The organism is Pseudomonas sp. MWU13-2862, assembly GCF_023242495.1.
Taxonomy (GTDB): Bacteria; Pseudomonadota; Gammaproteobacteria; order Pseudomonadales; family Pseudomonadaceae; genus Aquipseudomonas; species Aquipseudomonas gingeri_D.
This window is the reverse complement of sequence record NZ_JALMEZ010000027.1, coordinates 1-12,687: the sequence shown is the minus strand read 5'-3', so window position 1 is coordinate 12,687 and position 12,687 is coordinate 1. Positions and strand designations below refer to the sequence as shown.

The window sequence follows — 12,687 nt, the reverse complement described above, 5'->3', positions numbered from 1 at the left end:
AATTGAGCCCGTCATGATTCTGCCTTGGCTAATCCTGATCCCCTTTATCGGCGGCCTGCTGTGCTGGATGGGTGAGCGTTTCGGCTCCACCCTCCCCCGCTGGATTGCGCTGCTGACCATGTCCCTCGAACTCGCCCTCGGCCTCTGGCTGTGGGCCCACGGGGATTTCCATCTGGCACCGGCGCCTGGCGCCGCTCCGACCTTCGCGCTTGAGTTCAAGCACGTCTGGATCGAGCGCTTCGGCATCAACGTGCACCTGGCCCTCGACGGCCTGTCGCTGCTGATGATCCTGCTGACCGGCCTGCTGGGTATCCTTTCGGTACTCTGCTCGTGGAAAGAGATCCAGCGTCACGTGGGCTTCTTCCACCTGAACCTGATGTGGATCCTGGGCGGTGTCGTCGGCGTGTTCCTCGCCCTCGACCTGTTCATGTTCTTCTTCTTCTGGGAAATGATGCTGGTGCCGATGTACTTCCTCATCGCGCTCTGGGGTCACAGTTCTTCGGACGGCAAGAAAACCCGGATCTACGCGGCGACCAAGTTCTTCATCTTCACCCAGGCTTCCGGCCTGATCATGTTGGTGGCGATCCTCGGTCTGGTCCTGGTCAACTTCAACAACACCGGCGTGATTACCTTCAACTACGCCGACCTGTTGAAAACCAAGATGTCGCTGACCACCGAGTACATCCTGATGCTCGGCTTCTTCATCGCCTTCGCGGTGAAACTGCCGGTGGTGCCGTTCCACTCCTGGCTGCCGGACGCCCACGCCCAGGCGCCGACCGCAGGCTCCGTGGACCTGGCCGGTATCTTGCTGAAAACCGCCGCCTACGGTCTGTTGCGTTTCGCCCTGCCGTTGTTCCCGAATGCCTCGGCGGAATTCGCGCCGATTGCCATGACCCTGGGTCTGATCGGGATCTTCTACGGTGCATTCCTGGCCTTCGCCCAAACCGACATCAAGCGCCTGATCGCCTTCTCCAGCGTCTCGCACATGGGTTTCGTGCTGATCGGGATCTACTCCGGCAGCCAGCAGGCCCTGCAAGGCGCGGTGATCCAGATGCTCGCCCACGGTCTGTCGGCGGCGGCACTCTTTATCCTCAGCGGCCAGCTCTACGAGCGCACCCACACCCGCGACATGCGTGAAATGGGTGGCCTGTGGTCGAAGATCGCCTACCTGCCGGCCATCAGCCTGTTCTTCGCGGCCGCTTCCCTGGGCCTGCCGGGGACCGGCAACTTCGTCGGCGAGTTCCTGATCCTGATCGGCACCTTCGTCGCGGCACCGTGGATCACCGCGATTGCCACCTCGGGCCTGGTGTTCGGTTCGGTCTATTCGCTGATCATGATTCACCGTGCCTACTTCGGCCCGTCCAAATCCGATGCCGTGCTGCACGGCATGGATGGCCGCGAACTGATCATGGTGCTGGGACTGGCGGTACTGCTGATCTACATCGGCGTGTACCCGCAACCGTTCCTCGATACTTCCGCCGCCACCATGCATGGTGTGCAGCAGTGGATCGGCACCGCCTTCACTCAACTCGCTTCGGCCCGGTAAGAGCGCTATGGACCTGACGACTCAACACTTTATTGCGCTTGCACCGCTGCTGATCACCAGTCTCACCGTTGTCGTGGTGATGCTGGCGATCGCCTGGCGCCGCAACCACTCACAGACCTTCCTGCTCTCGGTGGCCGGTCTCAACCTGGCGCTGCTGTCGATCATCCCGGCGCTGAAAGTCGCGCCACTGGCGGTGACAGCGCTGATCCAGATCGACGACTTCGCCTGCCTGTACATGGCGCTGATCCTGGTCGCCACCCTGGCCTGCGTCACCCTGGCCCATGCCTACCTGGGCGATGGCGGCGACGGCTACCCTGGCAACCGTGAAGAACTCTACCTGCTGATCCTGATGGCCGCCGCCGGCGGTCTGGTCTTGGTCAGCGCGCAGCACCTGGCCAGCCTGTTTATCGGCCTGGAACTGCTCTCGGTACCGGTCTACGGCCTGGTGGCTTATGCCTTCTTCAACAAGCGTTCGCTGGAAGCCGGCATCAAGTACATGGTGCTGTCGGCGGCGGGTTCGGCCTTCCTGCTGTTCGGTATGGCCCTGCTCTACGCTGAAGCCGGCACCCTGAGCTTCACCGGTATCGGTCACGCCCTGGCGGCCACCGGCCTGCCAAGCCCGATTGCCCAACTGGGCCTGGGCATGATGCTGGTCGGCCTGGCGTTCAAGCTGTCGCTGGTGCCATTCCACCTGTGGACCCCGGACGTTTACGAAGGCGCCCCTGCGCCGGTGGCGGCATTCCTTGCCACCGCCAGCAAGGTCGCCGTGTTTGCCGTGATGATCCGTCTGTTCCAGATCTCTCCGGTGGCCAGCAGTGGCGTCCTGAGCAATGTGCTGGCGGTGATCGCCATCGCGTCGATCCTGATCGGTAACCTGCTGGCGCTGACCCAGAACAACCTCAAGCGTCTGCTGGGTTATTCGTCCATCGCCCACTTCGGCTACCTGCTGATCGCCCTGGTGGCGAGCAAGGGCATGGCCATGGAAGCCATGGGCGTGTACCTGGTCACCTACGTGATCACCAGCCTCGGCGCCTTCGGCGTGATCACCCTGATGTCCTCGCCTTACAAAGGCCGTGACGCGGATGCCCTGTACGAATACCGCGGCCTGTTCTGGCGCCGTCCGTACCTGACCGCCGTACTGACCGTGATGATGCTGTCCCTGGCCGGTATCCCGCTGACCGCCGGCTTTATCGGCAAGTTCTACATCATCGCGACCGGTGTCGAGTCCCATCACTGGTGGCTGATCGGTTCGCTGGTGCTGGGCAGCGCCATCGGCGTGTTCTACTACCTGCGCGTGATGGTCACCCTGTACCTGATCGAACCGAACCTGCGTCGTGTCGATGCCCAGCTGCACTGGGAACAGCGCGCGGGCGGCGTGATGCTGCTGGCGATCGCGGTACTGGCCTTCTTCCTCGGCCTGTACCCGCAACCGCTGCTGGAACTGGTGCAACACGCGGTACTGGCGAGCTAAGCAGTCGCCGGCTGTACCCGACACCCCGCCCGAGGCAACTCCGGCGGGGTGTTTTGTTTCTACTTCGCTTGTAGGAGCGAGCTTGCTCGCGATGGTAGTCCAGGCACCGCTGGGTATCAGGTGCCCCGCGTTATCGTTGACGCCCATCGCGAGCAAGCTCGCTCCTACAGTAGACCTGGATCAATACCGCGCACGGTCCGATACCTTAGTCTCGCGACCTTTTGCGAACGATCCGACCATGGCCCTCCCCTCCCCCGAACTGCTGGCGCCCGCCGGCACCCTGAAGAACATGCGCTACGCCTTCGCCTATGGCGCCGATGCGGTCTACGCCGGCCAACCGCGCTACAGCCTGCGGGTGCGCAACAACGAATTCGACCACGCCAACCTGGCCCTCGGCATCCAGGAAGCCCAGGCCCAGGGCAAGCGCTTCTACGTGGTGGTGAACATCGCCCCGCACAATGCCAAGCTCAAGACCTTTCTCAAGGACCTGGCGCCGGTGATCGCCATGGCGCCCGATGCGCTGATCATGTCCGACCCTGGCCTGATCATGCTGGTGCGCGAGCATTTCCCGCAGATGCCGATTCATCTGTCGGTGCAGGCCAATACGGTGAACTGGGCCAGCGTGCGGTTCTGGCAACAACTGGGGCTGAGCCGGATCATCCTCTCCCGGGAGCTGTCCCTGGAGGAGATCGGCGAGATCCGCGAGCAGGTGCCGGATATGGAGCTGGAGGTGTTCGTCCACGGGGCGCTGTGCATGGCCTATTCCGGGCGCTGCCTGCTCTCCGGGTACATGAATCGTCGCGACGCCAACCAGGGCAGTTGCACCAATGCCTGCCGCTGGCAGTACAAGGCGCAGCCGGCGGCGGAAAACCTGCTGGGCGAGATTGTCCAGGCGTTCGATCCGGTCGAACCGACCCTGGGCCTCGGGGCGCCGACCGAGCAGGTGTTCCTGCTCCAGGAGGCCCAGCGACCGGATGAGTCGATGCCGGCCTTCGAGGACGAGCACGGCACCTACATCATGAACGCCAAGGACCTGCGCGCCGTGCAGCATGTCGAGCGGCTGACCCGCATGGGCGTGCATTCGCTGAAGATCGAAGGCCGGACCAAATCGCATTTCTACTGTGCGCGAACGACCCAGGTCTATCGTCGGGCGATTGACGACGCAGTGGCCGGGCGAGCGTTTGATCGCAGCCTGATGCATGACCTCGAGTCATTGGCCCAGCGCGGCTATACCGAGGGTTTTCTGCGTCGGCATGTGCATGACGAGTACCAGAACTACCAGCACGGCAGTTCAGTCTCGGAACGCCAACAGTTTGTCGGGGAGCTGACGGGGGAGCGGCGTGAGGGGTTGGCACAGGTCAAGGTGAAGAATCGGTTTGGGCTCGGTGATCATCTGGAACTGATGACGCCCGAGGGCAATCTGCATTTTGATCTGGATGAGCTGCACAACGAGCGTGGCGAGCGGATCACGGTGGCGCCCGGGGATGGGCACACGGTGTACCTGCCGGTTCCGGACGGTGTGGAGTTGCGGTTTGGGTTGTTGATGCGGGATGTCACGACTGGCGAACAATAAACTGAGGATAGCGAGCAAGCCCTGATACCACCCAGTTAAAGCCGGACACGCTCCCACAGTATCTGTGCCGTACGCAGGAATTGCGTCAGACACAAAACTGTAGGGGCCGGCCTCTTAGATCCGGAACTGTCCTACCAACTTGCCCAGGTTCCGTCCCAATTCCGCCAGGCTGCGGGAGGTCTGGGCGCTGCGCTGGGTTTCATCGGCCACGCTGTCCACCGCCGAGGCAATCTGGTGCACGCTGCGGTTGATCTCCTCGGCCACCGAGGTCTGCTCGTCGGCGGCGCTGGCGATCTGCGCGTTCATCGTATTGATGGTGCCGATCAACTGCGCCATGGTATCCAGCGACACACCCGCCTCGTTGGCCCGGTCCGAAGTACCGTCACCGGCCTCGCTGGAACGACGCATGGCCTCCACCGCCACCTGCGTCCCCGTTTGCAGACGGTCGATCATGCCCTGGATTTCCTGGGTGCTTTGCTGGGTCCGGCTGGCCAGCGCCCGCACTTCATCGGCCACCACCGCAAAACCACGCCCCGCCTCACCCGCTCGCGCGGCCTCGATGGCCGCGTTGAGGGCCAACAGGTTGGTCTGCTCGGCAATGGAGCGAATCACCCCGAGCACGCTGACAATCGAGGTCACATCCTGCTGCAGGCTGTCCAGGGTGGTGCCGCTGTGGCGGATATCCTTCACCAGTGCATGGATCTGCTGGATGCTGCCGTCGACCACGCGCTTGGCGGTCTTGCCCTCGGCATCGGTCTGCTGCGCGGCGACCGCCGCCCCTTGCGCGCCACGTGCCACTTCCTGGGCCGCCGAGGACATCTGGTTGATCGCCGTGGCCACCTGGTCGGTTTCGTGGCGTTGACGCTCCATCGCCTGCTCCGAGCGCTGGGTCTGCTCACTGACCTGGGCCACCAGCGTGGTCAATTGCACGGTCATTTCGCTGATCTGCCGCACCAGGCCATGGATCTTGTCGACAAAGCGATTGAAGGAACCGGCCAACTGCCCCAGTTCATCCTCGCTGGTGACCTCCAGGCGCCGGGTCAGATCGCCCTCCCCGGCCGCAATATCGTCCAGGCTGAGCTTCATCAGCAGCAACGGCCGCAGAATGCCATTGCCCATCAATACCCCGATCACCGCAATCACCAGCAGCACCACCAGCGCAATCCCGAAGATACTCAGGATCACCCCTTCCATGCGCTGGTGGACCTTGGCCTCCACCTCCGCCACCTGGATCTCGATATTGTCGAGGTTGACGAAGGTACCGATGGCCATATCCCACTTGGGCAGGAACTCGGTGTAGGCGATCTTGGGCACCAGCACCTGTTCGTTGGTGGCCAGCGACGCGCTGTATCTCAGGTAATGGCTACCGTCCTTGGCCACCCGGACCAGCTCGCGGGTGAAGTAGACGCCATTCGGGTCGCGGGCATCGTTGAAGTTCTTGCCGATGCCATCCGGGTTATCGCTCTTGAACACTCGGACGATCTGCGAATCGGTGCCGAAAAAGTAACCGTCCTTGCCATACTTGATGCTCGACAGCAGCTTCACCGCCTGGGCCCTGGCCACCATGTCGCCCTGGGCTGACGCATCGTAGAGCGGCTTGATCGCGGTGATCGCCAGGTTGACGTAATTCTGCAAGGTCACCTTGGCTTCCGAGAGCAAGCGCTGACGGGTTTCCTCCACTTCATCCTTGGCCTGGTTCTGCAGGATCCACACCATGGTCAGGCTGATCACCAGGGCGCAGAGTAATACCGGCAGTACCGCGAGGGACACGACTTTGGTCTTCAGACTCAGGCGCATATTGGTTCTCTCTTATGGAGTGGAGTTGCGGTCCGGCTTGTAGACTCGGAATGTCACAACCGGCGAACAATACACTGTGGCGAACGGGCAAACCCTGACGCCACGCAGTTAAAGCCGAACACGGCCCCTGTGGGGCCGGATTGTTAGATCCGGAACTGCCCCACCAGCTTGCCCAGGCGCTGTCCCAGCTCCGCCAGGCTGCGGGAGGTCTGGGCGCTGCGCTGGGTTTCATCCGCCACGCTGTCCACCGCCGAAGCGATCTGGTGCACGCTGCGGTTGATCTCTTCGGCCACCGAGGTCTGCTCGTCGGCCGCGCTGGCGATCTGTGCGTTCATTGCGTTGATGGTGCCGATCAACTGCGCCATGGTATCCAGCGACACACCCGCCTCGTTGGCCCGGTCCGAGGTGCCGTCACCGGCCTCGCTGGAACGACGCATGGCCTCCACCGCCACCTGCGTCCCCGTTTGCAGCCGGTCGATCATGCCCTGGATTTCCTGGGTGCTCTGCTGGGTCCTGCTGGCCAGCGCCCGTACCTCATCGGCCACCACCGCAAAACCACGTCCCGCCTCGCCGGCCCGCGCGGCCTCGATGGCCGCGTTGAGGGCCAGCAGGTTAGTCTGTTCGGCAATGGAACGAATCACCCCGAGCACGCTGACAATCGAGGTCACGTCCTGCTGCAGGCTGTCCAGGGTGGTGCCGCTGTGGCGGATATCCTTCACCAGCGCATGGATCTGCTGGATGCTGCCATCGACCACGCGCTTGGCGGTCTTGCCCTCGGCGTCGGTCTGCTGCGCGGCGACTGCCGCCCCTTGCGCGCCACGTGCCACTTCCTGGGCTGCCGAGGACATCTGGTTGATGGCCGTGGCCACCTGGTCGGTTTCGTGGCGCTGACGCTCCATCGCCTGTTCCGAACGCTGGGCCTGATCGCTGACCTGGGACACCAGCGTGGTCAGTTGCACGGTCATTTCGCTGATCTGCCGCACCAGCCCATGGATCTTGTCGACAAAGCGGTTGAAGGAACCGGCCAACTGCCCCAGTTCGTCCTGGCTGGTGACCGCCAGGCGCCGCGTCAAGTCACCCTCACCGGCCGCGATATCGTCCAGGCTGAGCTTCATCAGTTGCAACGGGCGCAAAATGGTATTGGCCACCAGTATTCCGAGGACCGCGATCACCAGCAGCACCACCAGAGTGATCCCGAGAATGCTCAGAATCACGCCCTCCAGGCGCTGATGGACCTTGGCCTCCACCTCGGCGACCTGTGCCTCGAGGCCATCGAGATTGACGAAGGTGCCGATGGCTATGTCCCACTTGGGCAGGAATTCGGTGTAACCGATCTTGGGTACCAGCACCTGGTCGTTGGTGGCCAACGACGCGCTGTATTTCAGGTAATGGGTACCGTCCTTGGCGACCTGCACCAGGTCACGGTTGACGTACACGCCATTCGGGTCGCGAGCATCCTTGAAACTCTTGCCGACGCCATCCGGGTTGTCACTCTTGAACACCCGCACGACCTGCGAGTCATAGCCGAAAAAATAACCGTCCTTGCCATACTTGATGCTCGACAGCAGCTTTACCGCCTGGGCCCTGGCCGCCATGTCGCCCGGGGCCGAAGCATCGTAGAGCGGCTTGATCGCGGTCATCACCTGGGTGACGTAATTCTGCAACGTCGTCTTGGACTCCGACAGCAAGCGCTGACGGGTTTCCTCCACCTCATCCCTGGCCTGATTCTGCAACATCCATACCGTGGTCAGACTGATCACCAGTGCGCAGAGCAATACCGGCAGCACTGCGAGGGACACGACTTTGGCCTTCAGGCTCAGACCCATGATGGTTCTCTCTTATAGGAATAGACGGTCTAACGGGTTAACGGCTTGGGACGAGCAAAGTTGAGCATAGCGACTATTGATACACGCAAATGACGTACTACGGATATCAGCCAATTACGGGTTAACGTTATTCTCCCCCCATGCCGACCCCTGATGCCCGTGAAACGGCCACGACTTGTTCAGTAACATTATATTTTTCAGTGATATAGAGATTGTCTGAAGGTTTTATTTATTTTTTATTGAGCAAGTAAATAAATAAAAAAACTTCACATCGTATGAAACACAGCTCGGAGGCCGGGCCTAGCGGCGTGGCACGTCGACCGTTACCGACAGCCCGCCCAGCGGGCTGCTCGACAAGCGCAGATCGCCGCCCCAGGCCTCGACGATATCGCGCACGATCCCCAGGCCCAACCCATGCCCGCGGGTCTGTTCATCCAGGCGGGTACCGCGGCTGAAGACTTCCGCCCTGCTCTGCGCCGGAATACCCGGACCATCATCCTCGATCCCCAGGCGATAACCCGCCGACACCTCGACAATACTCAGGCGCACCTGCGCATCGGCCCATTTGCAGGCGTTGTCCAGCAGGTTGCCGAGCAGTTCCAGCAGGTCCTCTCGATCCCAGGGCAACTGCAAGCCGGGCGCAACCTCATGCTCCAGTTGCAGGTGCTCGCCATGGATCATGCGCAGGGTCGAGAACAGCGCCGGCAGTTCCGCATCGCAATCGAAGACCGCGCCGGGCAAGGTGTCTCCCGCCAGTCGGGCACGCCCCAGTTCCCGTTCCAGGCGTTGCCGAATCTGCTCCAGTTGCTCACGCAAGGTCTGGCGCAGCAGCGGATGGGCTTCCAATTCGGCGCTGGAGGTCAGGCTCAGCATGACCGCCAGCGGGGTCTTGAGCGCATGACCGAGATTACCCAGGGCGTTGCGCGAACGCTTGAGGCTGCCCTCGGTGTGGGCCAGCAGGCGATTGATCTGCGACACCAGCGGTTCCAGTTCCACCGGCACCTGGGTATCGAGTTGCGAACGTTGGCCCTGTTGCAGCTGGGCAATCTGCTTGCGGGCGTTCTCCAGCGGACGCAGGGCCCGGCGCACGGTGACCCGCTGCAACAACAGAATCGCGATCAGCGCCGCCAGGCCGATGCCCAGGCCGATACGCTGCATCAGCTGGAAACTGCGGCGGACCGGGGTGTAGTCCTGGGCCACGCTGATACTGATCGATTGCCCCAACCGCCGATAGTCCGAACGCAGCACCAACAACATCTGCCCTTCCGGCCCCAGTTGCAGGTTGGCGTGCAGTCCGGCCTTTTCGACGATGGGCAGTTCCTGATCCCAGAGTGAACGCGAACGCCAGTATTGATCGGCGAAATCGATCCGAAAGTAGTGCCCGGAAAAAGGCCGCTGATAGGCTGGCGACAAACGTCGCTCATCCAGCCTCAGCCCCTGAGGGGTGCGTACCAGCGCCACCAGCAGGCTCTCACTGTCGGCATGCAGGCCGTCTTCCAGATAGCGCTGCAGGCCCAGCTCGAACAGCCAGAGGCTGGTCGGCGCCACCACCAGTCCGGCGACGAGCAAGACACTGACCAGCCCCAGGCTCAAACGGCGCTGAATCGACTTCACCGGGCCGCGCCACCAAAGCGATAACCCTGGCCGCGACGGGTTTCGATCACCCCGCGCCCGAGCTTGCGCCGCAGGTGATTGACGTGGACCTCCAGCACATTGGAGTCGCGCTCGGTTTCGCCGTCGTAGAGATGCTCGGCCAGATGGCTTTTCGAGAGAATCTGTTCCGGGTGCAGCATGAAGTAACGCAACAACCTGAACTCGGCCGCCGTGAGCTGGACATCGCCACCCTCGCGGCTGACGCATTGGCGGCCTTCGTCCAGGTGCAGGCCGGCGGCCTTCAGGGTCGGCTGGTTGGCCTGGCCGCGAGCCCGGCGCAATAACGACTGGACCCGCAACTGCAACTCCTGCGGGTGAAACGGCTTGGTCAGGTAATCGTCGGCACCGGCCTTGAGCCCCTCGATACGTTCGGCCCAGGAACCCCGTGCGGTGAGGATCAGTACCGGCACCGCCAGGCTGTCGGCACGCCATTGGTGCAACACCTCAAGCCCCGGCAAGCCCGGCAGACCGAGATCGAGAATGATCAGGTCATAGGGCTCGACCGCGCCCTGGAAGAGCGCATCGCGCCCATCGGCCAACCAGTCGACGGCATAGCCCTGGCGGGTCAGGCTGGCCAATAGCTCGTCCGCCAGGGGCACATGGTCTTCCACCAACAACAACCGCATCAATCGTCTTCCTTGTCTTTTAATAAACGACCACTGCTGGCATCCAGCTCGATATCCCGAACGACACCGGCACGGGTCAGCAGCTCGACGTCATAGACATAGACGTCCTGCCGGCTCAGCAGTTCGGCTGCCAGCAGCTTTGCCCCGGGGTAATGATTCAAGGCCTGCTGCAGCAGTTGCTCCAGCGGCATGATGACGCCCTGGCTACGCAGGCGCAGGGCTTCGTCCTGGTCCAGGTTATTGGCCGAAACCGTTGAGCAAAAGATCGCGAGCGCGAGCAGGGTGCAAGCGTGCAGATTCAATGTCATTAACTGTCCTGATGATCCTTGGGAACCTGCCCGCCGATGGCGTCCGATTCAACCTCCCACTCAACTCCCTGAGCGTCGCGCAGTTCTATCCGATAAGTGAAGTTGCCATCTTGCCTGTTCCGCTCAGCCTTGGCTGATCCGTCAGCTTCCCAGGGTAGACACGGCAACTTAATCGAAACTGAATTTTTCAGAGCCTTATCAGCCCAGGCACTGTCTTGGGCGGAACAAGCGCCCGCGAAGCCGGCGAGCGCCCTTATAATCACTGCCCCGGTAGAACGAGGCCTGTATGACCGCCATCCATATCAAGTTTCCCGCCTTGACCCTCAAGGCCGGCAAGCGGACCCTGCAACGCATTCGCGAACAGGGCTTGAAAGCCGCCGATGTCGGCACCTTGCCCGGTGCGGCCGGCGGTCCCAAGGCCCTCGGTATCCAGGGGCTGGACCTGGCCCTGTTCGGTGAGTGGCTGCCGGCCAGCCCGCGGGAACGCTCGCTGATCGGCGCCTCTATCGGCGCCTGGCGCTTCGCCAGTGCCTGCCTGCCGAATGCCGCCGAGGGCATCACGCGGTTGGGCCAGCTCTACAACGAACAGAGCTTCGCCAAGGGCGTGACCATGGCCCAGGTCAGCGAGAGCTGCCGGCGCATGCTCCATGACCTGCTCGATGGTCGCGACGCATCGATCCTGACCAACCACCATTACCGCCTGAACGTGGTGATCGTGAAGAGCCATGGCCTGCTCGCCCATGATCATCGGGGGCGCCTGGGGCTTGGGCTGTCGTCGGTGATCGCCGACAACCTGGTCAAGCGCTCACGCCTGTCACGGCATTTCGAGAGGGTCATCCTGCATGATCCGCGACTGGCCCCTCCCCTGCAGGCGCTCACTGATTTTCCGTCACGCTGCCTGCCCCTGGCCGCCGACAATCTGCGCCAGGGCTTGCTGGCCTCCGGCTCCATCCCGATGGTGATGGAGGGCGTGCGCGATATCGCCGGGGTCGGTGCCGGCACCTACCGCGATGGCGGGCTGCTGGACTATCACCTGGACCTGCCCTACAGCGGCGATGATGTGGTGCTGTACCCGCACTTCACCGACAAGGTCATCCCCGGCTGGTTCGACAAGACCCTGCCCTGGCGCCGGGGCAACCCGGACAGGTTGCAGGACGTGCTGCTGATCGCCCCCTCGCGGGAATACCTGGCCCACCTGCCCCACGGCAAGCTGCCCGACCGTAACGACTTCAAGCGTTATATGGGCGACGATAAGGGCCGCCAGGCCTATTGGCGCAAGGCGATGGAGCAGAGCCGACGGCTGGGCGACGAGTTTCTCGAACTGGTCGACAATGGCCGCCTGGGTGAACGCCTGTTGGCGCTTTGAGGCGATTGCCGCCGCGCAAGCTGTTAAACTGCCGGCCTGCATTTATCGGCTGCGCGCTGGCCACCTTCAGAGCTGACATTACCGTGGAAATCTTCAAAGAATTTACGTTCGAATCCGCCCATAAACTGCCCCACGTGCCGGACGGGCATAAATGTGGCCGCCTGCATGGTCACTCGTTCAAGGTGGCGATTCATCTGAGCGGCGATATGGACCCGCATACCGGCTGGATCCGTGACTTCTCGGAGATCAAGGCGATCTTCAAGCCGCTGTATGAGCGCCTGGACCACAACTACCTGAATGATATTCCCGGCCTTGAGAACCCCACCAGCGAGAACCTGGCGAAGTGGATCTGGCAGGAGTTGAAGCCGTTGCTGCCCGAGCTGTCGGCGATTCGCATCCACGAGACCTGCACCAGTGGCTGTATCTATCGCGGGGAGTGAATCCCGCTTATAAAAAACCACCTGCTTGGGTGGTTTTTTTATGTCCGGGATTTGGCGGCAGTGCCTGGGTTTCTGCGGCCA

The 12,687-nt window shown here is 62.3% G+C and carries 10 protein-coding genes; 5 read left to right on the top strand and 5 right to left on the bottom strand.

The annotated features are described in order from the left end of the window. Window positions 1–13: 13 nt before the first annotated feature. From nuoM to yegQ, 3 genes are all read left to right on the top strand, one after another. Window positions 14–1,546, top strand: a complete 1,533-nt coding sequence (nuoM, locus tag M5C56_RS31490) for an NADH-quinone oxidoreductase subunit M (RefSeq protein ID WP_103495045.1) — start codon at window positions 14–16, stop codon at window positions 1,544–1,546. 7 nt (window positions 1,547–1,553) lie between these two features. Next, the gene (gene nuoN / locus M5C56_RS31485) at window positions 1,554–3,017 is read left to right on the top strand and encodes an NADH-quinone oxidoreductase subunit NuoN (protein WP_103495044.1); all 1,464 of its coding nucleotides are present in this window, start codon (window positions 1,554–1,556) and stop codon (window positions 3,015–3,017) included. A gap of 238 nt (window positions 3,018–3,255) precedes the next feature. Continuing rightward, window positions 3,256–4,590 carry a tRNA 5-hydroxyuridine modification protein YegQ gene (yegQ, locus tag M5C56_RS31480; protein ID WP_103499683.1) on the top strand — a complete coding sequence of 445 codons (1,335 nt, stop codon included), beginning with the start codon at window positions 3,256–3,258 and terminating at the stop codon, window positions 4,588–4,590. A 114-nt stretch (window positions 4,591–4,704) separates the two neighbouring features. On the opposite strand, the gene M5C56_RS31475 is transcribed toward yegQ, so the two are convergent. The 5 genes from M5C56_RS31475 to M5C56_RS31455 all read right to left on the bottom strand — a co-directional run bounded on the left by M5C56_RS31475 (window position 4,705) and on the right by M5C56_RS31455 (window position 10,800). Then, on the bottom strand, window positions 4,705–6,387 hold the full coding sequence (locus M5C56_RS31475; protein ID WP_152739817.1) for a methyl-accepting chemotaxis protein: 1,683 nt from the start codon (window positions 6,385–6,387) through the stop codon (window positions 4,705–4,707). 143 nt (window positions 6,388–6,530) lie between these two features. After that, a complete protein-coding gene (locus M5C56_RS31470) occupies window positions 6,531–8,213 on the bottom strand; it encodes a methyl-accepting chemotaxis protein (protein WP_247263484.1) in 1,683 nt (560 codons plus the stop codon). Between the two features lie 300 nt (window positions 8,214–8,513). Next, on the bottom strand, window positions 8,514–9,827 hold the full coding sequence (locus M5C56_RS31465; RefSeq protein WP_103499626.1) for an ATP-binding protein: 1,314 nt from the start codon (window positions 9,825–9,827) through the stop codon (window positions 8,514–8,516). After that, the gene (locus M5C56_RS31460) at window positions 9,824–10,492 is read right to left on the bottom strand and encodes a response regulator transcription factor (protein ID WP_103499625.1); all 669 of its coding nucleotides are present in this window, start codon (window positions 10,490–10,492) and stop codon (window positions 9,824–9,826) included. Before M5C56_RS31460 ends, M5C56_RS31465 begins: the two co-directional genes overlap by 4 nt. Then, window positions 10,492–10,800 (bottom strand): PepSY domain-containing protein, encoded by a 309-nt coding sequence (locus tag M5C56_RS31455; protein WP_103499624.1) that lies wholly within the window; start codon window positions 10,798–10,800, stop codon window positions 10,492–10,494. Before M5C56_RS31455 ends, M5C56_RS31460 begins: the two co-directional genes overlap by 1 nt. 286 nt (window positions 10,801–11,086) lie before the next feature. Here M5C56_RS31455 and M5C56_RS31450 point away from each other — a divergent pair, with 286 nt between their 5' ends. Further along, window positions 11,087–12,166 carry a hypothetical protein gene (locus tag M5C56_RS31450; protein WP_103499623.1) on the top strand — a complete coding sequence of 360 codons (1,080 nt, stop codon included), beginning with the start codon at window positions 11,087–11,089 and terminating at the stop codon, window positions 12,164–12,166. An 83-nt stretch (window positions 12,167–12,249) separates the two neighbouring features. Beyond that, window positions 12,250–12,606, top strand: coding sequence for a 6-carboxytetrahydropterin synthase QueD (gene queD, locus M5C56_RS31445; RefSeq protein ID WP_100940057.1), 357 nt, complete (start codon window positions 12,250–12,252; stop codon window positions 12,604–12,606). The last annotated feature ends 81 nt before the right edge of the window (window positions 12,607–12,687 follow it).